The organism is Klebsiella sp. K-Nf6, from assembly GCF_002806655.1.
Lineage (GTDB): Bacteria > Pseudomonadota > Gammaproteobacteria > Enterobacterales > Enterobacteriaceae > Klebsiella > Klebsiella variicola.
Window position 1 is genome coordinate 60,324 of record NZ_PIBN01000006.1, and the last position, 25,010, is coordinate 85,333.

The following is a 25,010-nucleotide window of genomic DNA, read 5'->3' on the forward strand; positions in this document are numbered from 1 at the left end:
CTTAGCGGCACGCGGCCGACAGCTGGCTGAGCGCCTGCTGCTGACTCTCCGGCGGCAGACGATAATCGGCCACGCACTGAGCGTCCGGGCCATCGCCCCATTTCACCCGCACCTTGCCCGCCAGCGGCATCCCGCTCAGGTAGACCTGGCCGTTATCCGCGACGATGCTGCCGCTCTGGTTGCTGTCGCCGGTGGCGAGGGCGCCAAACGGCACCGGTTTGCCGCGATGGGTCAGCGTCATCAGGATCTTCATCCCCACCTGCGCGTTAAAGTTGGCGCGGACGATCGCCCCATGGGTGGGCACCACGCTGACCACTGCATCATCAAGGTCGACATTGTCCGCCAGGGTGTTGGTGTCCAGCGCGATCCGGTTTTCGCGATACTCGGTGGCATAGGGCAGGACGGCATACCCACGCCAGTCGGTGCGTACCCCGGTCTGGTTTTCCACTTTCACGCCGCCAGCGCCGGGGGCTTTCACCAGCACCACGGTATCGTTCAACGGCTGGCTCAGGGTAATGCCGTTGGCGTGCGCCAGCACGCCGCCGCTGACCCCGTAGTAGAGCTGTTTAAAGCCGTCGCTGCGGCTGTAGCCGACGTTGGCGTTGCCGTAGCCGCCGCGGTAGTTGAGCGCGGTATAGCCTGTGCTCCCGCTGTCGCCGTTGCCGCCGCCGGCATAGCCGGTCTGTACGCTATAGCTGAGGTTGTTGTCTTCCAGCAGGGTGCCGTACAGGCCCGCCAGATTGGTCATGCGGCCATTAAGATCGTGCGACAGGCTGTAGCTGGCGCTGGCGTGCCGCCAGACCGAGCGGCTATCGGAACGCAGCCAGTGGCTGAAGGGGATATTGACGTTGACCGCCAGCATCTGATCGCGCCCTTGCTGCCAGGCGTTTTTGGTCAGACTGTAGCTTAGCGACCAGTTGATATCGTTTACGGCGGCGTTGAGGCCGGCCTGCAGTTGCTCATCGGCATCGTCGGTACCCCAGTAGGTCTGGTGGCTGCCGCTGAGATAGAGGGTGGCGGTGCGCCCCAGCTGCTGGGTCACGCTCAGCTGCACCTTGCCGCGCTTGCTGTAAGCCAGATTGTAGTAGTCGGTAAATTTGGGTTTCACCTGGATAACGCCGTCCTGGGTTTCCACACTGTAGCCGCTCATCCGGCGGTAGGTGGTATCGGCAAAGTTATAGTAGCCGCGGGTGGAGTAGCGGTAGCCCACCAGCTGCAGGTTAGTCCCGGTTTCATCCAGGGATTTGTTATAGAGAAAACGCACCGACTGCCCCTGATGCTCGCTGTCGTCCGCCAGCGTGGCGTTGGCCTGGGTGATATCCAGCGACAGGGCGCCGAAATAGCCCATGTTTTTCCCCACCCCAAGGTTAAAGGCGCGATAGCGGTCCGCCAGCTGAGTGCCGCCGTACAGGGTCCAGCCCGCCGGCAGGCCATGCATGGCCGTGCTCTGGAAAAAATCGGGCGTTTCCTGCTGGCTGTTGCCGCTGCGGTACTCCCCGGCGGTGAGGGCGAAGCGGGTATGGCCTTCACGCTGCAGCACCGGCACCGTTGACCAGGGCACGCTGAAGACCTGGCGGGAGCCATCCGCTTCTTTAATCGTGACCTGCAGATCGCCGCCATTGCCCGCGGCGTAGAGATCGTCGATGGTAAACGGCCCCGGCGGCACCGTGCTCTGATAGATTTCATAGCCGTTTTGCCTGATTGACACCTGCGCCGTGCCGCGGGCGATCCCGTGGATCACCGGCGCGAAGCCTTTCTGGCTGTCCGGTAGCATATTGTCGTCCGAGGCCAGCTGGGCGCCGCGGAAGTTGATCCCGTCGAAGACATCGCCGTTGGTATAGCTGTCTCCGAGGGTGAGTCGCGAACGCAGAGGCGTGATGTCCCGCTCAAGCCAGCTGTTAACGTGCTGCCAGCGGTTTTCACTGGAGGAAGCGCTGCCGCTGCCGCTACTGTAGCTCCACGTGCTGTTATCGCGCAGACGCCAGGCGCCAACGTTCAGGCCGCTCTGCAGATTCAGATAGGCGTAACGGCTGCTGCCACCCGTGGTGTTATGGACGTTATTGCCCGTGAAGTTATAGTTAATCAGCCCGGCGGTGATACCGTCATCCCACAGCTCCGGCGGAATATAGCCGCGCGCGCGGGTGCCCATAAATGCCTGGGGCACGGTGAGATACAGACGCTGTTGGCCAACGTCAAAGCGCGTAGTGGCTTCGCTGATAAGCGTCGTTAGCGGCACGCAGGCTGCGCTGTCCAGCGTCGCCATGCCCGGCACCCGCCCGGTATCCACACCCATGCTCGCCAGCTGGCCGCGCGTCAGACAGGGTGACAAGCCATGGCCCTGCGCGTCGGCCTGGAAAGTGACGTCCCGGGTAGTCATAAAACCATTGTTGAGATAAATATCGACGCGATAGGTGCCTGGAGGCACCTCCTGGCCTTTTTCAAATCCCGACAGGTCAGCCACCGCCGCCGGATCGTCAGCTAAAAAGCGGGGGTTAAAATAGAGGTCCGCCCGCGCGGCAAACGGTAGTGAGCTGAGCCACAGCGTCAGCGCCGGCGTAATCAGGCGCCGGGCGCTTCGGCAACCCCAATGGTCCAGTCCATATTTTCGATGTGACATAATCCCTCCGGTCCGACGTTGCCCGGCTGTCAGTGCTTCTGGTCATGCGCAGCGTGGCCCGCGCGGCGGGGTACTCTGGGTTAACGCAGTACGCCATTCATTTTCGGCGTCAGCGCGCCGTAATCGTTAATCGTGCGATAGGTGATGGTGTTCCCGGCATCTGCGGGCAGCTTGACGCTGGTCTTGCCCATCGGCGGCACGAGGGCGTTTTCCAGAATGCGCGTCCCGGCGTTCAGTTCGGTCACCGTCAGGTAATAAGGGGTTGGGTTTGTCAGCGTCAGCGACGATCCGCTGCGGCTAAAGGTCAGCTTTTCCGCTGCCTGATCCGGGGGCAGGGCCAGTTTTCCCGGACGGTAGTAGAGCTTGATGCGGCTGATAATCGCCAGCTGCAGGGTATTGTCGCTGAGCTTGGATTTATCCATCGAGGGGATCGCCTTCACGTTCATCCAGAACAGGCTTTCCCGATCCTGCGGCAGCTGGTTATTGGTGGCGTCGATAATGCGCAGGGTGTTCTCTTTTTTGCCCTGCATGGCAAACAGCGGGGGAGTGATGACAAACCGGCCGTCTCGCTGACCATCGGCATTTTCCACCCATGACTGAATAAGCCAGGTGCTGTTGTCATCATTATTGGTCACCGCGAGCTGGACTTGTTTCTGTCCCGCCGGGTAGATAACCCGGGTCGCGCCCAGCGCGACGCCCGCCTGCGCGCTGGCGCTCAACGCACCGGCGACGAAAAGTAAACATCCCGCCAGTATGCCGCGTGTCGTCGTTGCCATTTTTCTCACGTTATCTCCTTGTCTGCTCACCGTGTTGTCCTGTTTGTCTGCGGATTAATTACTGATAGGTCAATGAGAACCAGGCCTGGGCGTTGGCCGCGCCGCCGGTGACCTGGCGTCCGGTCGCCCGATATTTGGCGACAAAATTGAGCGTCGTTGGTCCGCGGTAGAGCGGTACCCAGCGGTCAGGCGGACGATTGAGCGGCAATTGCTGGCCCTGACTGTCGAACAGCGCAATGCCAATCCCGCTGGCGATCCCCGGGCCTTCGCCCACCGAGAGCACATCGGGATTTTTACCATCAGCCACACCGTGAAATGCCACGCCCACATGCTGGCTGACTGCGGTACTGCAATCCTGTAAATGAATCGCGAAAGGGATCGGGTTACTGTCTTCCCCGACATCATGAAATCGGTTACTGCTGATCTGCCCCAGATTGACTGTCATCTGCCGATCGCCCGCTTCGACGCGGCAGGAACTCGCCATAATCAGGCCCTGAAAACGCATGCTGCCCCCAGGCAGCGTGACGTTCCACTGATTACCGGCCAGGGCCAGCGGGGGTAGTAGCAGCAGACCTGATTTCATTCCCTGCATCGTTTCACTCCAGTTGGAAATAGAGAGCGGGCCCTCCTGGCCCTGATTGCCTCCCTGCGTGGATCGGGCCTTACTCGTACTGCACTTTGAACGTGGCATCCGCGTTCGCCGTACCGGCGGTCGCTGCGCCGGTCGCGTAGTAACGCGCCTGGAACGGGATAATGTTGGTGCCGTCATTCAGCGTGGTCGCGGCACTGAAGGTGGCGCCGTCCAGCGCCAGTGGCGTGCCGGTGTTGTCGAGGATCTGCACGCCAACGTTGGTTGCGCCGCCAGCGGCTGAGTTTTGCAGTGCCAGAACGGTGGTGTTGCTGCTGTCAATGGCGGTACCGGAGAAAGCGACGGAAGCTTTGGTCGCCACTGTGGTGTCGCAGTCATCCAGCTGGATGTTGAAACCGACGGAGGAGCTGGTGCTACCCGCGGTGGCAAGTTTCGCGGAACGCACCTGACCTAACTGGACGGTTTGATCGATAGAGCCGGCATCTACCGCACAGGCCGCATTGACGACTTCCCCTTTAAAATGCACTGTCCCGCCGTTGACCGTGGTGGTATCGGCCAGCGCCGCCGCGGAGCTCAGAGACAGGGCTGACACAACAACCATTGCCAGTGTTTTGATTTTCATACTGTTTTCCTTTGAACGATGTCGAAATAACGAACCGGATTGGCAGCCGATGTGCCTTCCAGGCATTTCAGATTTCAGCCGAGTAGTCAGGCTGCCGGCTCTGCACAGTTTTCACCCAACTGATGAGACAATTGGGGCCATTTTGACTCGTCGGGATAAGTGACCTGTTTTTGGTTTTACTCTGGCGTTTTTGTGGTTTTAAATTCTGCGTGATTGGCTTTTTATGGGTATATTATCTGGATGAGTAGGAGGGAGTGCGAAAGGTATAGCGATGGTGCTGGCGAAGGATCGCCGGTGCAGCTGGAATCTGATGAGAGAAAAGTGAGTGATTTCGGGATTAAAAACACATAATAATCAATACAATATGATTTTTTCTGCAGAAATATGGCGCAGTGAGTTGCAAAACATTACAAAACATTTTTATGATATAAACAGTTTGGCCCCAATTGACCTGTTCGCAATTAATTATATTGCATTAAATCAATCAGTTAAATCGTTTTTCTGTTGCAAGCCTTTTTCCTCTAAAAGATTATTTCTTTCCCAAATTCCGGCAAAACGTGCCGCATTACTGGCGGTGTAGCGTACCGTGTGACGAATATTACGATGTCCCAGATAATCCTGTATCAAACGGGTATCTGTACCTCTTTCCGCCAGTTCATAGCCGCAGGCGTGACGCAGCATATGGGGGTGCGTGTGCGTGACGGTGCCCGCATTTTCGCCGGCGGAGCGAATAATACGATACGCTTGCTGGCGTGAGAGTGGCGTTCCGCGACGAGAGATAAACAGCGCGTCGGTTTTTGCCGCCGCTTTCCAGCCGGCGCGGACCAGACTCCAGCGTTCGATCGCCTCGCGCTCATCAAAGCGCAGCGGATGAATAGTCGAAAAACCATTCTTTAGCCGCCGTACATTGACCCGTCCTTCATGCAGATCCAGATCGTGATAGTGCAGATCCAGCAGTTCGCTGATGCGCATGCCGTGACGAAAGGCAAGCAGGATGAGACAGTAGTCCCGTTCGCCGGTAGGTCCCTGACGAGCGGCCTGCATCATTGCCTGAACTTCTTTGGCGGTAAGAAAACGACGTCGGTTCACAATATTGGCTCCTGAAAAAGGGGATGAATGACCGTCACGGCGAAACCTTACGCCATGACGAAAAGAATACGTAATGCTAAAACGTTGTAGGGTGAAGTTGATTAACCACGAATAGATAGCACATTATATTGACTGATACTAAAAATATCGCCGGGCGATAATTCTTAATTTTAAAGATTTTAATCGTTGTCTCAATAGCATCTATAGATGTTATCGCCAGGTGCATAAATTAAAAGGACTTTTTTCTGATACGTGCTGCAATCGAAAAAAAACGGTGCAGAAATTTTGTTCGAGTAATAAATAATTTGGTCAAATCCAGAATGAACGCAGGGTTAAATTGGCGTGGAGCTGGAGGGAATAAATAAGAACTTGCGGGAACAGTAAGCATAATTAACACAGGGTTAATGATAATACATATTTTAATTTTCGGGCAGGTTGCGGGACAACGCCATCCGTGGCGTCAAGGTTATTAGATCAAAGACGATCGCTGTTTGTCGCGCGTATTGTCCCAAATGCCATAGAAGCGTCCCGCGTTGCTGGCGGTATACCAGACGGTATGGCGGATATTGCGATGTCCGAGGTAATCCTGGATCAAACGGGTATCGATTCCCATATTGGCCAGCGCAAAGCCACAGGAGTGGCGTAGCATGTGCGGGTGGATCTCCAGCGGTAATCCCGCGAGATCCCCTGATGAGGCGATAATCTGATAAAACTGCTGGCGAGAAAGGGGATTACCTTTGCGGGAGAGAAACAGCCATTCGCTGGCTGCCTGCGGCCAGCTGCTGCGAATGGCCAGCCATCGCTTTAGGGCGTGGATCTCTTTCTCCAGCAATGGATGGGTGGTCGAAAACCCCTTTTTGAGCCGATGGATATAAACACATCGGGCAGCAAGGTCGATATCCGATATTCGTAGACGGCAGATCTCGCTGGCTCGCAGACCATGGATGAAGCACAGTAATGTCAGGCAATAATTCCGTGCGGCATAGAGGCCGGTATCGGCGGCTTTAAGTAAAGACTCGATTTCATTCTGAGTCAGGAAGTTCCTTTTTTTTATATCGGCGTTATTCGTCATGGTTTTCCCTTTTATTGCAGACATATTTCTCTCTGTCCAGGCCTGCGTCAGGTCATTGTTAAATTCGACAGCCTTTTTATTTTGAAGCAGCGTGCTGATAACGTTTTAATCTCATGCGAAAGCGTTTCACCGGGTGAAGGCAAAATCTGAACGTTATCGCTGAGTGAGCGTGCGGTATCATAGGTTATCTCCATCACCAACGATAAGACGCCGCAAGCAGAAGGGTAAAGAAAGGGCTAGCGGGTTGAAGTGGCGTCGCTTTCCTGGTGGTTTCCACGTCCTGTACATCCCTGATCCTCTTGATGATGCCCGCATGATGATGAAGGCACGGGCTTCCGGCCACGGCAAGACGGCCATCAATGCCGTCATGATTTATTGCCTGCATGCTGGGCAACATCGCGCCAGCAAAACACTCTCCCGCGCCGACAACGCCCGGGAATAGCGTGAGAAACTTCTCAGACAGAATACAACTCTGAATCGTCTGGATAGCATTCACTGCAAAACTACAACAGCGATTAAACCATACTGCAAAAAGCCTGGGGATAATAGCCATTGTCTGTACGAGGGCACTTTACGCTGTATTTCAGAAAATAAGCTTAATCTAAAGGGGAGTAAAGTTGATAGGAATCAGGCACGGTAAGCGCCGGTAGCGGCGATATCAGTGGGCTGGAAGAAAGGGGACATCATGAGTATCGGGATATTGTCTGACGATTAGGTGGGAATATTCTGCTCTATGCTAAGAATAAGGTGCAGGCAAAAAACGTCAGCCAGACAACTGAAGTATGAGGGGGGCGTTAAAGGCTCCGGCGGCGGGAGGGCTTACGTCCTTAAGACGCCGAAGCCTGCAGGTTCACCATTTTTCGTCACGTGCTTCCTGACGACCTTCACGGCGGTTTTCCCGTTTATCGTGACGGCAGCTGGCGTTGCTTTGATTGTTATTGCGGACGCATTCCTGCTTGGTATCACGACCTTGCTCGCGACTATCCTGACGGATATCGCGGGCGTCCTGACGCTTTTCGCCGCGCCAGGTCGCCTGCGCCGAAAGAGAGGGTACCAGCAGCGCGATGCAAAGCAGGGTAAATAAGCCTCTTTTCATTAGGATTGATCCTGTCGTAGAGTACAATAAAAAAATAGCAGTTAAAGAATATTCTTGCCGGAAGCGCAGCATAATAAATGACAAAAAAATGCCCGAACAGAAATAAGTTATTTATTTTTGTCTGTAATTTTTCGAGTCACTATTCCTTTTAAAGGGTATTCGTAAACGATAAGCAATAACTCATAAAAAGATATGTCTATGGTATGCTGAAGATATTGAGGCATTTTGCGCTAATATGGTGTAGAGAAGGCAGCGATCGGTAGATAATGCTGAGCTCTGTGACTACGAACATTCACGTGAACAGCGACGACAAATTCCTCGCCCTTCAGGGCTGACACTCTCGCTCGTCTGTCGTGAAGTTGCTGTCAGGCGGTTTACGTTTACTACAATGGCATAATGATGAATACTCCGATTGCGCAGCGCGACTGGCGCCTGCTGGCGGCCGGGAGCGGCGGGCTCCTTTTGCTGGTGGCCGGCACCATGTTGCATAGCCACTGGGGCGATTTTCTCCAGTGGTGCCTCGCCACCCAAATAACCTTACATCGCTATCTGGTGATGTATCTTTTGCTGCTGAATAACCACCAGTACAGCGGCGGCGTCTGGCTGTTAGTGGGCGCCTTTCTCTACGGCGTGCTGCACGCCATCGGGCCGGGTCACGGCAAGTTTATCGTCACGACTTACCTGAGCACCAACCCGGAGAGCCTGACGGCGGCGCGGGTGGTGCCCTTTCTCGGCAGCCTGTTGCAGGGCGTCAGCGCCATCCTCTTTGTCTTTATTCTCGCGGTAGGACTGAATCTGGCCGCCGGCGATCTCAGCGCCAGCCGCTGGTACGTTGAGAAGATCAGCGCCCTGACCATCGGCGCCTTTGGAATTTACATTATCTTTCGCGCGCTGCAGAGCCTGGGGCCAGGCAAGAGCGTGATTCGCGCCATAACACCGGCGCATCAGCATGATGCCTCGTGCGGCTGCGGCCACCACGGCGTGGGGCACGATCTGCACGGCGCCGACTGGAAGACACGCCTTGGCGTGGTGCTGGCCATCGGCGCCCGCCCCTGCAGCGGGGCAATCATGATCTTGCTGTTCGCCAACGCGCTGGGGATTGTCAGCTGGGGCATCGCCGCGGTGATGACCATGGCGTTGGGCACCGGACTTTCGATCCTCGCGCTGTCACTGACGGTGCACTATGCCCGTCACCGGGCGGTCAACAGGCTGACGGAGGGGAGTCGTCCGCGGCCCTGGCTGGTGCCGCTGGTGAAGATCCTCGGCGGGCTGGCGCTGATCCTCTTTGCCGCCGGGTTGTTTTTCACCGTGGTGCCGATCAGCGCCAACGGCGACTTTATCGCCGCCGGCTGTTAACGACTTTCCAGCAGTCGCATCAATACCCGCAGCGCCTGATCCAGTTGCAGGCGTTCGCTGTCACTGAGTCCTGCCAGCAGCTGACGTTCATTATCGACATGGGTCTCCACCGCCTGATCGATCCGCTCACGCCCGACAGGCGTCAGGGCGACCAGCATACTGCGGGCATCCTCCGGGTTCGGCAGGCGGGTAATAAATCCGCGTTTCTCCAGCGCCTTCAGGCGATGAGTCATGGTGCCGGAGGTGATCATCAGCGTGGAGAAGAGCTGGGTCGGCGAAAGAGTGAAAGGGGGGCCGGCGCGGCGCAGCGTCGCCAGCATATCAAACTCCCAGCGCACCAGATCGTGGCGCGCAAAGGCCACTTCCACCTGCGGCTCCAACAGCATGGCGCATCGTTTCAGGCGGCCTATCGGCCCCATTGGGCTGCAGTCCAGATCCGGTCGCTCCCGCTGCCACTGGGCGAGAATGCGATCCACGGCGTCGATCGCGGGTGATTTGTCCATCAGTGCTCACTTGTCTTGATGTCAAGATACTTGTCGGTACATACTTCAGTCACCAATTTAGCTTGAAGTGAAGATAAAATCATGGCTTTTCTCTCACGTAGTCTGATGATCGACTTACTGCTCACCGCGCTGGCGCCCGCTATCTGGGGGACGAGCTATATCGTCACCTCCCAGTTCCTTCCTCCCGATCGGCCATTTATCGCTGCGCTGCTGAGGGTGTTACCGGCAGGCATCGCCCTGCTGATCTGGAGCCGTCGCTTCCCGCAGCGCGGCGAGTGGGCGAAGCTTATCGTTACCGGCATTTTAAATATCGGCGCTTTCCAGGCGCTGCTGTTTATCGCGGCCTATCGCTTACCCGGCGGTTTAGCGGCGGTGATTGGCGCAATCCAGCCGCTGCTGGTGATGCTCCTCGCCTGGTGCGTTGACCGGCAGCGCTCGCCCTGGCTGGCGGTGTTCTCCGCCATCGCCGGCATACTCGGTATGGCCATGCTGCTGCTGTCGCCGCACACCGTCCTCGACCCACTGGGGATCGGCGCGGCGTTTCTCGGCGCGATCAGTATGGCGCTGGGCACCTGGCTCTCCCGCCGTTGGGCGCTCTCCTTGCCGATTGTCGCGTTGACCGGCTGGCAGCTGGCGATTGGGGGAGTGGTGCTGGCCCCGGTGGCGCTGATCGTTGACCCCCCTCTGCATCAGGTGACAGCGCTGCAGGTCGCAGGCTATCTGTGGCTGTGCGTCGCGGGCGCCATGCTGGCCTATGGCCTGTGGTTCCGGGGGATTGGCCGCCTCTCGCCGGTGGCGGTGTCGGCGATGAGTCTGCTGAGCCCGGTGACCGCTGTGGTGCTGGGATGGATTTTCCTTGGACAAAAGATCCAGGGGATGGCGCTGGTGGGGTTGATCGTGGTGCTGGCGAGCGTGCTGTCTATCCAGCGTGCGCTGGCGCGCCAGGCGGCGGGAGCAAAAACGAAAAAAGCCCCATAACGGGGCTCGACATTGCTGCGTGCGGGGTGGGTGGCGGGAGCCAGACCAGCCACCCGCAGGCGGCCTGTCCGGCAGCTCCCTCTGCAACCATTCGCTTATTTAGACAGCTCGGCGGTCATATGGACCTGGTTGCCGGTGTACGCTTCGGTGATGTGGTAGGAAGCGCCTTGTTCTTTCGCAATGGTCGCGATTTTCGCTTCTGCGCTGTCCAGGGTATCTGCTGTCACGCTCACCGGATGAGCGAAGCTAGCGAAAGAAACCAGGGAGAGCATACCGGCAGCGGCGAGTAATTTTACGTTTTTCATGGTGTTTGTCCTTTTAACTTTTATGGTGGAAAGCGTGTTTGCTTTCGATGGACTTATAATAAGTCTGCTAACTATAACGCGCGTTGCAAAAAGTGCGATTTAGATCACATTTTTATGGCGGTGAGATGATGAAAAGATGACAAAGAGATGAATGAGTTTATTTTTTTTACTTTAAAAACAATGGATTAAATATTTCCCTCTGGAAGGGGATATCGGACGAACTGCTCACGTTCAGGGGAAGGAATGCGCCTCATTCACGCTGAGGTCATTCAGTGCGTGAATGGATTGGTGCTATTTTCACCACTTTCAGGACGGATTCAGACTTATCGCGATGGCTTCCCGACGGCTTTTTCGGCATGCTATTACGGTCATTTCTCTTATGGTCTTGCGTTAGACTTCCTGCGCTGTAAACAACCACCGCTTCGTTTTCACCTATCAATAACCATTTATTAATAGCTGATTGATATCTGTTATATAACTTAATGAAACGTGAACAAATGTATATTTGTCGGCGAATAAATAGCATTCTTTGACGCCGATAGCACCAGCGAACTTATATTTTTAAGTTCGTCACCTGACGCCTTAAATATTGCGGCTCCCGGTCAGTCGAAGATTCTATTAGCAGTGGCATAAATCAGCATCGCCTGATGTTTCTGGTTCTATGCGAATTCACAGTGTGCTCATTGATTCGTAATTCACTCTGACAAGGAAATGGCAATGAAAAAGGTTCTTCTCTCTGCAGCAATGGCAACCGCGTTTTTTGGCATGACTGCTGCCCATGCAGCTGATACCAATGTTGGCGGCGGCCAGGTTAATTTCTTCGGTAAAGTTACCGATGTATCCTGTACTGTTTCTGTTAACGGCCAGGGCAGCGATGCGAACGTTTACCTGTCTCCGGTAACCCTGACTGAAGTTAAAGCGGCAGCAGCGGATACTTACCTGAAACCGAAATCTTTCACCATTGACGTCTCTAACTGCCAGGCTGCTGACGGCACCAAACAGGATGACGTAACCAAACTGGGCGTGAACTGGACCGGCGGTAACCTGCTGGCTGGCGCAACCAGCAAACAGCAGGGTTACCTGGCGAACACCGAAGCTTCCGGTGCCCAGAACATCCAGCTGGTGCTGTCTACCGACAACGCCACCGCGCTGACCAACAAAATCATCCCGGGTGACAGCACTCAGCCGAAAGCGAAAGGCGATGCTGCTGCTGTAGCCGATGGCGCGCGTTTCACCTACTACGTTGGTTATGCGACCAGCGCACCGACCACGGTAACCACCGGTGTGGTCAACAGCTACGCGACTTACGAAATTACCTATCAGTAATTCCGCCAGAAAATAAAACTGCCCCGGTATGGGGCAGTTAATAACAATAATAAAGCGGCGATGTCCGCCGCTTGTATTTTTATTCTGAGGTCAGCATGAAGCGTATTGCCCTTTTTTTCTGTTTCATTTTTAGTTTTGCGGCCCATGCCAACAACATTATTGTTAACGGTACCCGCTTTATTTATCCAGGAAATGAAAAAGAAATAACGGTACAGCTTTCAAATAACGCCGACCGTCCGGCACTGGCGCAGGCCTGGCTGGATAATGGCGATGCCGATGCCACACCGGATACCATTACCACCCCGTTTATTATCACCCCGCCGATCTCGCGCGTTGACGCCAAAAGCGGCCAGACGCTGCGTATTAAGCTCGGCAGCAGCGCCGGTCTGGCAAAAGATAAAGAGACATTGTGGTGGCTGAATTTGCTGGAAATTCCGCCAGTGGTGGCCGATCAGAAAAATGAAGGCCAGAACGTGCTGCAGCTGGCGATCCGTTCCCGCTTTAAATTTATTTACCGTCCTGCCGGACTGGGCAACCGCGATGCGGCGGCCGAGAAGCTGGTGCTCACCGCCAGCGGCAGCAGTCTCGCCATCAACAACCCGACGCCGTTCTACATTACCGTCAGCCGTATTTCCCGCGACGGCGGTAAAGCCCTGAACAGCAAAACCGTGATGCTGGCGCCGCAGTCCAGCCAGACGGTAGCACTCTCCTCCGCCGTCAACCGCGGCGAAACCCTGACCGTTAACAACATTAATGACTATGGCGCCGATGTCGCAGTGAAAGTGGCCGTTAAATAAGGGAAAAGCTAATGAAGCAGAGGTCATTCTGCCCGGGAAGATTAAGCACCGCGATCGCCCTCGCGCTGTGCTGCTTTCCGCCATTTTCCAGCGGACAGGAAAACCCGGGAACGGTATATCAATTTAACGACGGCTTTATTGTCGGCAGTCGCGAAAAGGTCGACCTGTCACGCTTCTCGACCAGCGCGATCACCGAAGGCACTTATTCCCTTGATGTCTACACCAACGACGAGTGGAAAGGGCGCTACGATCTGCGCATCGCGCGCGACAAAGACGGTAACCTTGGCGTTTGCTACACCAAAGCGATGCTGACGCAGTACGGTATCGCTGCGGAAAAGCTGAACCCACAGCTCAGCGAAAAGGAAGGCTATTGCGGTAGCCTCAAATCCTGGCGTAACGAAGAAAACGTCAAAGACAACCTGGTCCAGTCCTCCCTGCGGTTGAACATTTCGGTGCCGCAGATCTATGAAGATCAACGTCTGAAAAACTATGTCAGCCCGGAGTTCTGGGACAAAGGCATTACTGCGCTCAATCTTGGCTGGATGGCCAACGCCTGGAACAGTCACACCTCTTCGGTCGGCGGTTCGGATAACAGCAGCGCCTATCTTGGCGTCAACGCCGGTCTGTCGTGGGACGGCTGGCTGCTGAAGCACATCGGTAACCTGAACTGGCAGCAGCAGCAGGGCAAAGCGCACTGGAACAGCAACCAGACCTATCTCCAGCGTCCCATCCCGCAGCTCAACTCCATCGTCAGCGGCGGGCAGATTTTTACCAATGGTGAATTTTTCGACACCATCGGTCTGCGTGGGGTCAACCTTTCTACTGATGACAATATGTTCCCGGACGGCATGCGCTCGTATGCCCCGGAAATTCGCGGCGTGGCGCAGAGCAACGCCCTCGTCACCGTGCGCCAGGGCAGCAACATTATCTATCAGACCACCGTTCCGCCCGGGCCGTTTACCCTGCAGGATGTCTATCCTTCCGGCTATGGCAGTGACCTTGAGGTCTCGGTGAAAGAGGCGGATGGTTCGGTGGAAGTGTTTAGCGTGCCTTACGCTTCCGTCGCCCAGCTGTTGCGCCCGGGAATGACCCGCTACGCCCTTTCCGCCGGTAAAGTGGATGACAGTTCTCTGCGTAACAAGCCGATGCTCTATCAGGCCACCTGGCAGCACGGTATCAACAACCTGCTGACCGGCTACACCGGGGTTACCGGTTTCGACGACTATCAGGCCTTCCTGGTGGGGACCGGGATGAACACCGGCATCGGCGCGCTCTCCTTTGACGTGACCCATTCGCGGCTGAAGAGTGATACCCATGATGATTCGGGGCAGAGCTATCGCGCCACCTTTAACCGCATGTTTACCGATACCCAGACCAGCATCGTGCTGGCGGCGTACCGCTATTCGACAAAAGGCTATTACAACCTCAACGACGCGCTGTATGCCGTCGATCAGGAAAAAAACAGCCGCAGCAACTACACCCTGTGGCGGCAGAAAAACGGCATGACCTTCACCGTGAACCAGAACCTGCCGGACGGCTGGGGCGGGTTTTATCTGAGCGGTCGCGTCTCCGACTACTGGAACCGCTCCGGGACCGAGAAGCAGTATCAGGTCAGCTACAACAACTCATTTGGTCGTCTCTCCTGGTCGGCGAGCGCGCAGCGCGTTTACACGCCAGACAGCTCCGGTCATCGCCGCGACGATCGTATTTCACTTAACTTCAGCTACCCGCTGTGGTTTGGCGATAACCGCACCGCCAACCTGACGTCGAACACCTCGTTCAACAACTCGCGCTTTGCCAGCTCGCAGATTGGTATCAACGGTTCGCTGGACAGTGAAAACAACCTTAACTACGGCGTGTCGACCACCACGGCCACCGGTGGCCAGCACGATGTGGCGCTCAACGGCAGCTACCGTACGCCATGGACCACGCTCAACGGCAGCTACAGCCAGGGCGAAGGCTATCGCCAGAGCGGCCTGGGCGCCAGCGGGACGATGATCGCCCACAGCGGCGGCGTGGTGCTCTCGCCGGAAAGCGGCTCGACGATGGCGCTGATTGAAGCCAAAGACGCTGCCGGCGCCATGCTCCCGGGGTCGCCGGGCACCCGTGTGGACAGCAATGGTTACGCCATCCTGCCGTATCTGCGCCCGTACCGGATTAACGCCGTCGAGATCGACCCGAAAGGTAGCCTTGACGATGTCGCCTTCGATCGCACCGTGGCGCAGGTTGTGCCGTGGGAAGGCAGCGTGGTTAAGGTGGCGTTCGGCACCACGGTGCAGAACAACCTCACGCTGCAGGTGCGCCAGGCGAACCATGAGCCGCTGCCGTTTGCGGCGAGTATTTTCTCTCCTGATGGTAAGGAGATCGGCGTTGTCGGCCAGGGCAGCATGATGTTTATCAGCGATGCGAATGCCAAACGCGCGATTGTGAAGTGGAGCGGCGGGCAGTGTTCGGTGGATCTGGGACCGCAAACAACAAAGGATAGCGTATGTCGCTGAGGAAATTACTAACGCTTTTTATCGTCTTAATGGCGCTGGGAACCACCTCGTCCTGGGCCGTCTGTACGCGCCTTTCTTCGCCAACGGTAATGCTGGACATGGTGGTGGGCAGGGTGGTGGTGCCTCCGGATCTGCCGGTGGGGTCGGTGATCCTCACCCGCGACTGGACGATGAGCGCCCCCGGCGGCGCGAGCTATCGCTGTACCTCCGGCACCAACCGCTTCGCGGCGAAGATTGTTGCGCCAGGGGCCACTGACCTCGGGAATAAAATCTATTCCACCAACGTGCCGGGTATCGGCATGCGTTTCAGCCGCGGCGGCGCGACGGTCAATATCGTCTATCCCGACGTCTTTTCGTCGCGGGTATCAGGTACCACCAACTATTCGCTGGAGGGGTCGCGCTTTACGCTGGAGATTATTAAAACCGCAGCGACCACCGGCAGCGGCACCCTGGCAACAGGGAAATACACCTCCTATGACTGGGAGAGCGGCGGCAACCCGATCCTCGAAACGTATCTGAGCGCCAACGCCATCACCGTGGTCTCGCCCTCCTGTACGGTGATGAGCGGGAAGAATATGAATGTCGATGTCGGTTCCATCAGACGCAGTGACCTGAAAGGGGTGGGGACTACCGCGGGCGGGAAAGATTTTAATATCGACCTGCAGTGCAGCGGCGGCCTGAGTGAAACCGGGTATGCCAATATCAGCACCTCGTTCTCCGGAACGCTGGCTACCAGCACGACGGCGACCATGGGCGCGTTGCTCAATGAAAAGGCCGGCAGCGGCATGGCGAAAGGCGTCGGTATTCAGGTGCTGAAGGATGGATCGCCGCTGCAGTTTAATAAGAAATACACCGTTGGTCGCTTGAACAATCAGGAGACTCGCTACATCACCATACCGCTGCACGCGCGCTTTTATCAGTATGGGCCGACGACCAGCACCGGCGAGGTGGAGTCGCATATGATCTTTAACCTGACGTACGATTAATACGGGAGGGGGAATGAAGGGATTGCCGAAACACACTATCGCGTGGCTGCTATTCTGCGGCAGCCTCGCCGCCCCCTCGGCGTGGGGTTTCGAGACTAATTATGACCGCGGACGGGTCGAATTTGCCGGGCGGGTGACGGATATCTCCTGTAGCGTCGCGCTGAATGGCGGTCAGCATGCCGGCAATGGCAACGTCTGGCTGGCGCCGGTCAGTCTGGCGGAAGTACACGATCGCGGGGCCGGGGCGTTTATGAAGCCGCAATCTTTTACCCTGGCGCTGTCAAACTGCCAGTTGCGCCATGATGGCGGGGCCGCCTCGCAGGACGAAGTGCGACGGGTCAGCGTTCGCTGGATCGACGGGTTTTTACTGACGGCGGTTGGGAATGAGAATGCGGGCTATCTGGCCAATACCTTGCCAGATGGGGCGCAGAATATTTATCTGGCACTGTCGACCAATGATAATAATACGCTGGATAAAAGTAATAAAATTGTCCCGACGGACCCGCAGCAAAATCAGGTGCATTTGCAGGAAAGCGCGGTCAGCGGTGGCTTGTTTACCTATTACGTAGGCTACGTTTCCCCAACGCCAAAAAGCGCCACTAGCGGACCGATTACCAGCTGGGCAACGTGGGAATTAGTTTATAATTAAGCAATGTTAAAAAGCCGGGAAATCCCCGGCTTTTTTATCTGCGAATATCGTCAGCGACCAGTTGTTCAATACTGACTTCCTGCCAGTAATGCCCCTGAATGGCAAACCACTCCATTCCCTGCAGCCATTTTTTATGGGCTTCGCTTTCCACACCTTCAATTATCACATTGTGATGATTGCGGGATAAAAAGGTCACCAGTGCATCCATCAACTGGCGGCCGGACTCTTTGCGCATCAGATGCCAGAAAAAATCTTTATCAATTTTGACATAGTCAAAATGATAACCTCTGATGGCGTTAATCCCCGCATAGCCTGAGCCGAAGTCGTCGAGCCACAGCGAGGTATCTTGCGGGCTTTGCCAGGCGGCCAGGGAATTATTGAGAAGATTCTCGGCGTTTTCGGTCACTTCAAAATGGACGCAGGTGAGTGCGGTAATTTTATCTTTTATTTCCTTCTGGCGCAGCAGATTCAGGATATGGTCATCGACGTTAATCGTGGCGGAAATGTTGTTGCGTAAAAACCATTCTTTATGTTTTTCAATCAATGCCAGTTGCTCGAGAAAAATACGCTCACGAACCGCCGCGGTAGCATGACGAAAAAAGTATTCAGGAGAGACGGGAAGATTATCGAAGCGGCTCAGGCATTCGACCGCGACTAAGGTACCTTGTGGGGAAAACATTTTCTGAAAGACGTAGCGTACAGCGATATCATTACGAGATAAAATGTTGTCTTCGGTTATTTTAGTGTTCATTATCCCTCATCACGAGGTTAGTCAGACAATAGGCAGAGGATACACTAATTATAGGCTACCTGATGATTAATGGGAATGGCAGGAAATGTAAATCAACAGCGAATAAGTACGCTTTATCCGCTATTGATTTACTGGAGCATAATTTAACATTGATGGAGTGCGGCAATACGCTGGTTCATGGCGCGGGAATTATCAATGCCCAGCTTTTGCATGATATGGATACGATGGCTGTGAACCGTTTTATGGGCAATGCCGAGCAGGGCGGCAATACGCTTGTTATTATTGTTGGCAATCAGCAGTTCGAGGATCTGGCACTCCCGCGGCGACAGCTGTTTGCGCAACCTTCGTGGTGGCAGCTCGCTGGCGCCCTCTGCGCGCTTGACGATAGAAGAAAAAAAAGATAACGGACATTTTTCGCTAATAATCATAGCATTATCAACAGTTATCAACTCTCTGCACAGCCCGGCAATGTCGCTTTTTACTACCAGCACCGGCTGCTGGCAGCGCTGCAGGGAAAGGCGGAGCGCGTTCAGCAGGTCGACGATTCTGATGGCAGAAATATCCTTATTAATTAAATTGAAAATAACCGTCTGGGCCAGAGGTAGATGTTTCCCATGGATAACATCGCCATAACCCAGACGCGTGGTATTTTCATGGCTATCAATAAGGTAGTGATAGATTGAGTGACCAATGAGATTATCATTGGAGTACAGCAATATACTGTCCAAGGGTATCAGATTCTCTTTTTGCGCTTGGCTTCTAAGATCAGGTCCAGCAGTATCTTCTCTATTCTGCGCTGGTCGTCGAGATGGCGGAACTTAAACTGACAGGATATCTGGTAGTAGCTTTCACTCTCTTCATTGGCGTCATCAAGGGTGATAACAATGACATTCTTTACCACCAGGTCGATGGTGATCTCACCATATTCCGCAAGCATCAGCACAGCATTTTTCAGCAAGGCGTTATGGTTGAGAAATTTCAGATTCGGCGTCCTGGTGATCAATGCGCAACCGCCATCTGAAATGTCTTTGATGTCGAAAAGATAGTTTTCGCCATTTTTATGGCGACCGCGGCAATAAAAGTCATGTTCGTGGCGTAAACGAAAGCGGGGATCGCGGCGGCGCTGTACGACCTGCAGACATTCAGGCAAAGAAAAGGCGTAGCGGATACCTTTATCCACACCGCTATTGTCATGTTTTGTCAGGGGGGCATTAAACTCAATTTTCCCTGAATCGCTATGCAGGAGAAAGCGAATTTTATGCCCCGGCGGGATTTTGCGATGGGTCTGAATATGGAACTCGGCAAAATCCACACGTGTCAGTTGGGTTACGATACTCGTGTTGTTAAAAAATATTTCAATTTCAGTACGTTTGCGCAACTCCTCTCTGAAAATAGCAATAATTTCATACTTACTGGTCTTTATCGTTCCCTCTGTCATGTGCTTCCCTTGTAAATAGTTGTCGTGAGGCGTTTGATTTTTCTTATAGCAATAGCAACATTCTGATTGGGTTAATCAGATGTTTTTATGAGCGTTTGATGTTATTGACTATCTTTGCAGCCAGATTGATATGTATAAACTTGGAATTCGATATTGTGTTTCCTGTAATCAAGAGTTTCAAATTTTGGTCATGACAAAAACGACAACGGCCTCCATGCTGGAGACCGGTCGAAGGATAAAAACATAAGTTTGATTAACGGGGATAATGAGAAAACGATCGTCGATCACACCCCATTTGTAAGATCTATAGTGCCAGCAGTGTTGAGGTTTTTCCAGGCAAATATTAAGGATAGATGTCGTTCCCCCCTTTCTCCCCACGGGTCAGGGGCGTGCGCGGGTGGCGATATTATCGAGGATGCGCAGGGCGTCTGCCGGCAGGACCAGCTGCGCGGCGGCAATATTTTCCGCCAGATGCGTGCGGGATGACGTGCCGGGGATCAGCAGAATATTCGGTGAACGCTGAAGCAGCCAGGCCAGGGCGACCTGCATCGGCGTCGCCTCAAGCGAGGCAGCGACCTCGTTCAGCTCCTGCGCCTGCAGCGGCGTAAAACCGCCCAGCGGGAAGAAGGGCACCCACGCGATGTGCTGCGCGGCCAGCGCATCGACCAGCGCGTCGTCGGCGCGATGGGCAATGTTATAGAGGTTTTGCACGCAGACGATGGGCGTCATTTTCTGCGCATCCGCGACCTGTTTTGCCGTCACGTTGCTGAGGCCGATATGGCGGATCAATCCCCGCGCTTTGAGCTCCAGCAGGGTAGTGAGCGGCGCCTCCAGCGAGCCTTCTACCGGGCCGTGGGGGCTGAACATACTGCGCAGGTTCACCACCTCCAGCACGTCGAGCCCCAGGTTACGCAAATTATCCTCGACGGCCTGGGTCAGCTCGGCAGGCGACATGGCCGGCAGCCAGTTGCCCTTCTCGTCGCGGCGGGCGCTAACCTTGGTGACAATACACAGGTCGTCAGGATAGGGATGGAGCGCTTTGCGGATCAGTTGATTGGTCACATGCGGACCGTAAAAATCAGAGGTATCGATATGGTTTACCCCGGCCTCGACGGCAGCCTGCAGGACGCGCACCGCCTCCTCGGGATCTTTCGGCGGGCCGAAGACGCCGGGGCCGGCCAGCTGCATCGCGCCATAACCCAACCGATAAACCTGGCGATCGCCGAGCGTGCCGCGACCGGATAAGGTGACACTGGACATACGAACACTCCTTACGGTGGCTAAGCCGTAAGTGTAATCCGCTCAGGGGAAAGGGAAGGGCGAGAATGTTGTCAGAATGTGCGGCAGCGGCTCAGGAAAGCCGCTGCCGCCAGAGGCGATTAGCCGAAGAACATCACTGAAACGCAGAGCAGGCCGACCACCAGCGTAATGGCGTTACCCACCGAGCGGTACGGTTTAAGCGCCGGAATAAGCCAGGTGGACAGCGTGGGCATGATAAACAGGATCATGGCGATAAGCGGCCCGCTGATGGCGTAGATCATCGAAATGGCATTCGGGTTGATAAAGCACACCGCAAAGGTGAAGGCGGAGACCAGCAGGATCGACATCGCCCGATTGAAGGCGCGGCTCTTGCGCACGCCGACCAGCGCCAGCGAACTCTTGACGATTTCGCTGGCGCCTTCAATCACCCCGAAGTAGGTGCCAAGGAAGGATTTCGACATGGCAACCACGGCGACGATGATGCCGGTCACCGCCAGCCAGCCGGGCGCGCCTGGCACCATCGACAGGGCGGAGAGGATGGTCACCCCCTGATCGCGGGCGCTTTCAATATAGGTCGCCGGGATCGCCAGCAGACAGCTGAAGACGAAAAACAGCACGCTGGCGCAGATGATTGTGTAGGCCACTTTCATGATTTTTTTGCATTTACCCATGGCCAGGTCGCCATGTTTCTCCTGCTGGTCGATAGCAAAAGTAGAAATGATCGGCGTATGGCTAAAAGCGAAAACCATCACGGGAATGGAGATCCAGATCTGGTGGAGCGTGTGGGTGCTGAACTGCATCTGGCTGGTGAGGTGCTCGGGATGCCAGTCGCGGATTAAATAGAGGGAGAGAAACAGGAAGCAGGCGATAAGCGGGAAGACCAGAAAGCCCATTACCCTGATGGTGACCTGCCGTCCCATGAGAAAGATCAGGTTGAGGACCAGCACGACGCCCAGGCTTAGCAGCGCGCGCAGCGCGGGGGTCACCGGCGTACGGTGTGCCACCTGCTCGGCCAGCGAGTTGGTGATGGCCACGGCATAGATGAGCACCACGACGAAGAAGGCGAGGAAATAGAGGCCGGTGATCAGGTTGCCAATTTTCTTACCATAGTAGTGATTGACTGCGCCGGTGATCCCGGTTCCCGGCGCGATATTGGCCGAGAGAATAAACTGGCTCAGCGCTTTGTGAGGCCAGTAGGTGAGCGGCCAGGCGACCAGCGCGGTGATGAAAAGGACAATGGCGCCAGCCGAACCCAGCTGGATCGGTAGAAATAGCGTCCCAGCGCCTACTGCAGTGCCATATAAGGCAAAACTCCATAGAGTTTCTTCTTTAGACCAAATTTTAGACATTATGCGACTTTATCAACCGGTAAACCAAAAAAAAGGAGTGCAATTTACCATATTTATGGTTCGTCTGTTGCGATAGTTTTTGGTGATAAAGTCGCGGCGGATCGTGGAGGATCCGCCCGGGGCGCTACCCGCGCGCCGGCTGGCGTGGGCGGCGGCGGCGGATAACGCGCTCGCGTAGGGTGTCCCATACCCAGTTAAACGCCATGGTGTAGGGCAGGAAGAAGAGCATGAAGCCGATCTCCAGCATAAACGCCTGCAGCAGCGATACGCCCAGCACGATGGCCACCATGGTGACGCCAATGATGACGAAGCCGGTCTCAAAGCCCAGCGCGTGCAGCGCACGTACTTTTAGCTGGCGGGGAAAGCGGGAGACCGGCCACAGGCGATCGAACGCCGCGTTATAGATGATATTCCATACCATCGCCAGGGTGGCGAGCAGAATGCTCAGCCCGCCCATCTCGACGACCGAGCGCTGCATCAGCCAGGCGGCGGTAGGGGCGAGGATCAGCGTCGCCAGTCCTTCGAAGGTGATGGCGTGGATAACGCGTTCCGTGAGCGTCTTGCGCTGATGAGGGATCTGTTGCATGGCGAGCGACCTCCAGTTATAGCCTGAACAGGAAATTACCCGGCATTTTATGGAAAAATATGATAAACAAAAGATAGAACCCATCGATAAAGTAGATAGATTATGCGTTATTCCCCGGAAGCGTTAACCGCCTTTGTGGAGGCGGTCGACAGCGGATCGTTTTCCGCCGCCGCCCGTCGCCTGCGTAAAAGCCAGTCGACGATCAGTACCGCTATCGCCAACCTGGAGGCCGATCTCGGCGTGACCCTCTTTGACAGGGCAACGCGGCAGCCGACGCTGACGCCGCAGGGGGAGCAGGTGCTGAGCTATGTCAAAGCGATCCTCGCCGCCAGCGAGCGGTTGGATGAGCTGGCGGTGTCGCTCTCCGGTGAGACGGAACCGCGGCTGACCTTCGTGCTCTCGGACACCCTGCACCCGGACGTGCTGGAAGATCTGCTGGTGCAGTTTGACCGCCGCTTCCCCCACACCGAGTTTGAGTGTTTGATTGGCGAAGACGAGGATGTGATCGATCTCCTGCAAAAAGCCCGCGCCCAGGTGGGGCTGATTGAGGCCAGAGATCGCTACCCGACCGACATCGGCAGCACCCGCCTGCCGCTGCAGACGGCGATGGGCATTTACGTGGCGCCTGACCATCCGCTGGCGACGCAGGGCAAGGTCGTCTGGGATGAGCTGCGCAGCTGGCGTGAGCTGCGGTTGAGCACCTTTCTGGCCAGCACCATCGAACCTGCCGCAGGTCAGGTCTGGTCGGCGCCAAACTACCTGCTGCTGCTCAGCATGGCAGTGCAGGGATTCGGCTGGTGCATTCTGCCCTGTGCGCTGGTGGCGGAGTTTGCCCCACAGGGCGGGCTGGTGGCGCTTGATATTCCCGGCTGGCCGCGGGCGATTTCGGTCGATCTGCTGTGGAATAAGAAAACGCCGCCGGGGGCGGCTGGCAGCTGGCTGCGTGAGCATCTGCAGCGGCGTGAACGTTAATAAAAAGCGGTTTCTTTGTGATTGGCTTCACTTTTTTTAAACAATTACAAAGTTTTTTGATAACAATTATCTAGTATATCGCTGTTTCTTTGCGCAAAAGCACGGGCAGGGGTAGAGGATGAAGGATGTCGTGATCGTCGGGGCGCTGCGAACGCCGATTGGCTGCTTTCAGGGCGCCTTATCGCGCCATTCAGCCGTCGAGCTGGGGAGCGTGGTGTTGAAAGCGCTGGTTGAGAAGACAGGGATCGATCCGCAGAGTGTGGATGAGGTGATCCTCGGCCAGGTGCTGACCGCCGGTACCGGGCAAAACCCCGCGCGGCAGTCCGCAATTCGCGGCGGGCTGCCTAACACCGTATCGGCCATTACCATCAACGACGTCTGCGGTTCCGGCCTGAAGGCTTTGCACCTCGCCACCCAGGCGATCCAGTGTGGGGAAGCGGATGTGGTGATCGCCGGCGGCCAGGAGAATATGAGCCGCGCCCCGCATGTACTCACCGACAGCCGCACCGGCGCCCAGTTGGGCAATAGTCAGCTGATTGACAGCCTGGTGCATGACGGCCTGTGGGATGCCTTCAACGATTATCATATGGGCGTCACGGCGGAAAACCTCGCCCGGGAATACGGCATCAGCCGCGAACTGCAGGACGCCTGGGCGCTCAGCTCGCAGCACAAGGCACGCAAGGCGATTGATTCCGGCCGCTTTCGCGACGAGATTGTCCCGGTTATCACCGAGCATAACGGCGCCGCGCGCACTGTGGATACCGATGAACAACCGCGGGTGGATGCCAGCGCGGAAGGGCTGGCCAGCCTGCAGCCTACCTTCGACCGCCTCGGGTCGGTGACCGCCGGCAACGCCTCCAGCATCAACGACGGCGCGGCGGCGGTCATGATGATGAGTGAAGCCAAAGCCCTTGAACTGGGGCTGCCGATCCTCGCGCGGATCCGCGCCTTCGCCAGCGTCGGGGTCGATCCGGCGCTGATGGGCATTGCCCCGGTGCACGCCACCCGTCGCTGTCTGGAGCGGGCCGGCTGGCGGCTGGACGACGTCGATCTGATCGAAGCCAATGAGGCCTTTGCCGCTCAGGCGATCTCGGTTGGCCGGGTACTGGAGTGGGATGAACGGCGGGTCAACGTCAACGGCGGCGCTATCGCCCTCGGCCACCCCATCGGCGCCTCCGGCTGCCGGATTCTGGTGTCGCTGGTGCATGAAATGATCAAGCGTGATGCCCGTAAAGGGCTGGCGACGCTGTGCATCGGCGGCGGTCAGGGCGTGGCGCTGGCGGTAGAGCGCGCCTGACGCGCCGACAGTAACACCTCACTGACCATGGCCTCCTGCGGGAGGCTTTTTTATGCGCCGCGCTTTGCCGAACCCTGCTTTTTTCTCCTGTATTTCAC

General features: G+C 56.0%; 25 protein-coding genes. 10 read left to right on the top strand and 15 right to left on the bottom strand.

The features are described from left to right. Position 1 precedes the first annotated feature (1 nt). The 6 genes from CWM61_RS12025 to fimB all read right to left on the bottom strand — a co-directional run bounded on the left by CWM61_RS12025 (position 2) and on the right by fimB (position 6,765). Entirely contained in the window at positions 2-2,617 is a 2,616-nt protein-coding gene (locus tag CWM61_RS12025; protein WP_100631290.1) for a fimbrial biogenesis usher protein, read from the bottom strand. Positions 2,618-2,697: 80 nt separating this feature from the next. Beyond that, the gene (locus CWM61_RS12030) at positions 2,698-3,402 is read right to left on the bottom strand and encodes a fimbria/pilus periplasmic chaperone (protein ID WP_162676943.1); all 705 of its coding nucleotides are present in this window, start codon (positions 3,400-3,402) and stop codon (positions 2,698-2,700) included. A gap of 49 nt (positions 3,403-3,451) precedes the next feature. Continuing rightward, positions 3,452-3,985 (bottom strand): fimbrial protein, encoded by a 534-nt coding sequence (locus tag CWM61_RS12035; protein WP_133122460.1) that lies wholly within the window; start codon positions 3,983-3,985, stop codon positions 3,452-3,454. Positions 3,986-4,055: 70 nt separating this feature from the next. After that, on the bottom strand, positions 4,056-4,604 hold the full coding sequence (gene fimA, locus CWM61_RS12040) for a type 1 fimbrial major subunit FimA (protein ID WP_061153378.1): 549 nt from the start codon (positions 4,602-4,604) through the stop codon (positions 4,056-4,058). A gap of 480 nt (positions 4,605-5,084) precedes the next feature. Beyond that, on the bottom strand, positions 5,085-5,693 hold the full coding sequence (gene fimE / locus CWM61_RS12050) for a type 1 fimbria switch DNA invertase FimE (protein WP_074387636.1): 609 nt from the start codon (positions 5,691-5,693) through the stop codon (positions 5,085-5,087). A 469-nt stretch (positions 5,694-6,162) separates the two neighbouring features. Further along, on the bottom strand, positions 6,163-6,765 hold the full coding sequence (gene fimB / locus CWM61_RS12055; protein WP_074387637.1) for a type 1 fimbria switch DNA invertase FimB: 603 nt from the start codon (positions 6,763-6,765) through the stop codon (positions 6,163-6,165). 313 nt (positions 6,766-7,078) lie between these two features. Here fimB and CWM61_RS30030 point away from each other — a divergent pair, with 313 nt between their 5' ends. Continuing rightward, positions 7,079-7,207 carry a hypothetical protein gene (locus CWM61_RS30030; protein WP_264755188.1) on the top strand — a complete coding sequence of 43 codons (129 nt, stop codon included), beginning with the start codon at positions 7,079-7,081 and terminating at the stop codon, positions 7,205-7,207. A 408-nt stretch (positions 7,208-7,615) separates the two neighbouring features. On the opposite strand, the gene CWM61_RS12065 is transcribed toward CWM61_RS30030, so the two are convergent. Beyond that, positions 7,616-7,861: a hypothetical protein gene (locus CWM61_RS12065; RefSeq protein ID WP_074387638.1), complete on the bottom strand. Its 246-nt coding sequence runs from the start codon at positions 7,859-7,861 to the stop codon at positions 7,616-7,618. Positions 7,862-8,260: 399 nt separating this feature from the next. On the opposite strand from CWM61_RS12065, the gene CWM61_RS12070 reads away from it, so the two are divergent. Then, on the top strand, positions 8,261-9,217 hold the full coding sequence (locus CWM61_RS12070; protein WP_100631382.1) for a nickel/cobalt transporter: 957 nt from the start codon (positions 8,261-8,263) through the stop codon (positions 9,215-9,217). Here CWM61_RS12070 and CWM61_RS12075 read toward each other — a convergent pair. Beyond that, positions 9,214-9,720: a MarR family winged helix-turn-helix transcriptional regulator gene (locus CWM61_RS12075; RefSeq protein WP_074387639.1), complete on the bottom strand. Its 507-nt coding sequence runs from the start codon at positions 9,718-9,720 to the stop codon at positions 9,214-9,216. The two genes, CWM61_RS12070 and CWM61_RS12075, sit on opposite strands and share 4 nt — an antisense overlap. Positions 9,721-9,801: 81 nt before the next feature. Here CWM61_RS12075 and CWM61_RS12080 point away from each other — a divergent pair, with 81 nt between their 5' ends. After that, positions 9,802-10,698, top strand: coding sequence for an EamA family transporter (locus CWM61_RS12080; RefSeq protein WP_100631291.1), 897 nt, complete (start codon positions 9,802-9,804; stop codon positions 10,696-10,698). Positions 10,699-10,793: 95 nt separating this feature from the next. Here CWM61_RS12080 and CWM61_RS12085 read toward each other — a convergent pair whose 3' ends face one another. After that, complete coding sequence (locus CWM61_RS12085; RefSeq protein WP_002916131.1) at positions 10,794-11,003, bottom strand: DUF1471 domain-containing protein; 210 nt, start codon at positions 11,001-11,003, stop codon at positions 10,794-10,796. A gap of 717 nt (positions 11,004-11,720) precedes the next feature. Between CWM61_RS12085 and mrkA the strand changes: the two genes are divergently transcribed. From mrkA to mrkF, 5 genes are all read left to right on the top strand, one after another. Then, positions 11,721-12,329 carry a type 3 fimbria major subunit MrkA gene (gene mrkA, locus CWM61_RS12090; protein ID WP_008806369.1) on the top strand — a complete coding sequence of 203 codons (609 nt, stop codon included), beginning with the start codon at positions 11,721-11,723 and terminating at the stop codon, positions 12,327-12,329. Positions 12,330-12,424: 95 nt separating this feature from the next. After that, on the top strand, positions 12,425-13,126 hold the full coding sequence (gene mrkB, locus CWM61_RS12095) for a type 3 fimbria chaperone MrkB (protein WP_061153388.1): 702 nt from the start codon (positions 12,425-12,427) through the stop codon (positions 13,124-13,126). Between the two features lie 11 nt (positions 13,127-13,137). After that, the gene (gene mrkC, locus CWM61_RS12100; protein WP_074387640.1) at positions 13,138-15,624 is read left to right on the top strand and encodes a type 3 fimbria usher protein MrkC; all 2,487 of its coding nucleotides are present in this window, start codon (positions 13,138-13,140) and stop codon (positions 15,622-15,624) included. Beyond that, on the top strand, positions 15,615-16,610 hold the full coding sequence (mrkD, locus tag CWM61_RS12105) for a type 3 fimbria adhesin subunit MrkD (protein WP_012967267.1): 996 nt from the start codon (positions 15,615-15,617) through the stop codon (positions 16,608-16,610). Before mrkC ends, mrkD begins: the two co-directional genes overlap by 10 nt. 13 nt (positions 16,611-16,623) lie before the next feature. Continuing rightward, the gene (gene mrkF, locus CWM61_RS12110) at positions 16,624-17,259 is read left to right on the top strand and encodes a type 3 fimbria minor subunit MrkF (RefSeq protein WP_049008697.1); all 636 of its coding nucleotides are present in this window, start codon (positions 16,624-16,626) and stop codon (positions 17,257-17,259) included. A 34-nt stretch (positions 17,260-17,293) separates the two neighbouring features. On the opposite strand, the gene mkrJ is transcribed toward mrkF, so the two are convergent. The 6 genes from mkrJ to CWM61_RS12140 all read right to left on the bottom strand — a co-directional run bounded on the left by mkrJ (position 17,294) and on the right by CWM61_RS12140 (position 22,643). Continuing rightward, on the bottom strand, positions 17,294-18,010 hold the full coding sequence (gene mkrJ / locus CWM61_RS12115) for a phosphodiesterase MrkJ (protein ID WP_074387641.1): 717 nt from the start codon (positions 18,008-18,010) through the stop codon (positions 17,294-17,296). A 143-nt stretch (positions 18,011-18,153) separates the two neighbouring features. Further along, the gene (locus CWM61_RS12120) at positions 18,154-18,726 is read right to left on the bottom strand and encodes a LuxR C-terminal-related transcriptional regulator (protein WP_100631292.1); all 573 of its coding nucleotides are present in this window, start codon (positions 18,724-18,726) and stop codon (positions 18,154-18,156) included. Between the two features lie 17 nt (positions 18,727-18,743). Then, on the bottom strand, positions 18,744-19,448 hold the full coding sequence (gene mrkH, locus CWM61_RS12125) for a transcriptional activator MrkH (protein WP_061153394.1): 705 nt from the start codon (positions 19,446-19,448) through the stop codon (positions 18,744-18,746). A 381-nt stretch (positions 19,449-19,829) separates the two neighbouring features. Continuing rightward, the gene (locus CWM61_RS12130; RefSeq protein ID WP_100631293.1) at positions 19,830-20,708 is read right to left on the bottom strand and encodes an aldo/keto reductase family oxidoreductase; all 879 of its coding nucleotides are present in this window, start codon (positions 20,706-20,708) and stop codon (positions 19,830-19,832) included. A 119-nt stretch (positions 20,709-20,827) separates the two neighbouring features. After that, the gene (locus CWM61_RS12135; RefSeq protein WP_061153396.1) at positions 20,828-22,057 is read right to left on the bottom strand and encodes an amino acid permease; all 1,230 of its coding nucleotides are present in this window, start codon (positions 22,055-22,057) and stop codon (positions 20,828-20,830) included. A gap of 124 nt (positions 22,058-22,181) precedes the next feature. Further along, complete coding sequence (locus CWM61_RS12140) at positions 22,182-22,643, bottom strand: multidrug/biocide efflux PACE transporter (RefSeq protein WP_061153397.1); 462 nt, start codon at positions 22,641-22,643, stop codon at positions 22,182-22,184. 102 nt (positions 22,644-22,745) lie between these two features. Between CWM61_RS12140 and CWM61_RS12145 the strand changes: the two genes are divergently transcribed. Together CWM61_RS12145 and CWM61_RS12150 are read left to right on the top strand one after the other, a co-directional pair. Beyond that, positions 22,746-23,615, top strand: coding sequence for a LysR family transcriptional regulator (locus tag CWM61_RS12145; protein ID WP_100631294.1), 870 nt, complete (start codon positions 22,746-22,748; stop codon positions 23,613-23,615). Positions 23,616-23,733: 118 nt separating this feature from the next. Beyond that, a complete protein-coding gene (locus CWM61_RS12150) occupies positions 23,734-24,912 on the top strand; it encodes an acetyl-CoA C-acetyltransferase (protein ID WP_074387646.1) in 1,179 nt (392 codons plus the stop codon). The last annotated feature ends 98 nt before the right edge of the window (positions 24,913-25,010 follow it).

Excerpts from the sequence above, each read along its gene's own strand:
- CWM61_RS12025 (WP_100631290.1), bottom strand. The coding sequence starts at position 2,617 with ATGTCACATCGAAAATATGGACTGGACCATTGGGGTTGCCGAAGCGCC.
- CWM61_RS12035 (WP_133122460.1), bottom strand. The coding sequence starts at position 3,985 with ATGCAGGGAATGAAATCAGGTCTGCTGCTACTACCCCCGCTGGCCCTG.
- fimA (WP_061153378.1), bottom strand. The coding sequence starts at position 4,604 with ATGAAAATCAAAACACTGGCAATGGTTGTTGTGTCAGCCCTGTCTCTG.
- fimB (WP_074387637.1), bottom strand. The coding sequence starts at position 6,765 with ATGACGAATAACGCCGATATAAAAAAAAGGAACTTCCTGACTCAGAAT.
- CWM61_RS30030 (WP_264755188.1), top strand. The coding sequence starts at position 7,079 with ATGATGATGAAGGCACGGGCTTCCGGCCACGGCAAGACGGCCATCAAT.
- CWM61_RS12065 (WP_074387638.1), bottom strand. The coding sequence starts at position 7,861 with ATGAAAAGAGGCTTATTTACCCTGCTTTGCATCGCGCTGCTGGTACCC.
- CWM61_RS12070 (WP_100631382.1), top strand. The coding sequence starts at position 8,261 with ATGAATACTCCGATTGCGCAGCGCGACTGGCGCCTGCTGGCGGCCGGG.
- CWM61_RS12075 (WP_074387639.1), bottom strand. The coding sequence starts at position 9,720 with ATGGACAAATCACCCGCGATCGACGCCGTGGATCGCATTCTCGCCCAG.
- CWM61_RS12080 (WP_100631291.1), top strand. The coding sequence starts at position 9,802 with ATGGCTTTTCTCTCACGTAGTCTGATGATCGACTTACTGCTCACCGCG.
- CWM61_RS12085 (WP_002916131.1), bottom strand. The coding sequence starts at position 11,003 with ATGAAAAACGTAAAATTACTCGCCGCTGCCGGTATGCTCTCCCTGGTT.
- mrkA (WP_008806369.1), top strand. The coding sequence starts at position 11,721 with ATGAAAAAGGTTCTTCTCTCTGCAGCAATGGCAACCGCGTTTTTTGGC.
- mrkB (WP_061153388.1), top strand. The coding sequence starts at position 12,425 with ATGAAGCGTATTGCCCTTTTTTTCTGTTTCATTTTTAGTTTTGCGGCC.
- mrkC (WP_074387640.1), top strand. The coding sequence starts at position 13,138 with ATGAAGCAGAGGTCATTCTGCCCGGGAAGATTAAGCACCGCGATCGCC.
- mrkD (WP_012967267.1), top strand. The coding sequence starts at position 15,615 with ATGTCGCTGAGGAAATTACTAACGCTTTTTATCGTCTTAATGGCGCTG.
- mrkF (WP_049008697.1), top strand. The coding sequence starts at position 16,624 with ATGAAGGGATTGCCGAAACACACTATCGCGTGGCTGCTATTCTGCGGC.
- mkrJ (WP_074387641.1), bottom strand. The coding sequence starts at position 18,010 with ATGAACACTAAAATAACCGAAGACAACATTTTATCTCGTAATGATATC.
- mrkH (WP_061153394.1), bottom strand. The coding sequence starts at position 19,448 with ATGACAGAGGGAACGATAAAGACCAGTAAGTATGAAATTATTGCTATT.
- CWM61_RS12130 (WP_100631293.1), bottom strand. The coding sequence starts at position 20,708 with ATGTCCAGTGTCACCTTATCCGGTCGCGGCACGCTCGGCGATCGCCAG.
- CWM61_RS12135 (WP_061153396.1), bottom strand. The coding sequence starts at position 22,057 with ATGTCTAAAATTTGGTCTAAAGAAGAAACTCTATGGAGTTTTGCCTTA.
- CWM61_RS12140 (WP_061153397.1), bottom strand. The coding sequence starts at position 22,643 with ATGCAACAGATCCCTCATCAGCGCAAGACGCTCACGGAACGCGTTATC.
- CWM61_RS12145 (WP_100631294.1), top strand. The coding sequence starts at position 22,746 with ATGCGTTATTCCCCGGAAGCGTTAACCGCCTTTGTGGAGGCGGTCGAC.
- CWM61_RS12150 (WP_074387646.1), top strand. The coding sequence starts at position 23,734 with ATGAAGGATGTCGTGATCGTCGGGGCGCTGCGAACGCCGATTGGCTGC.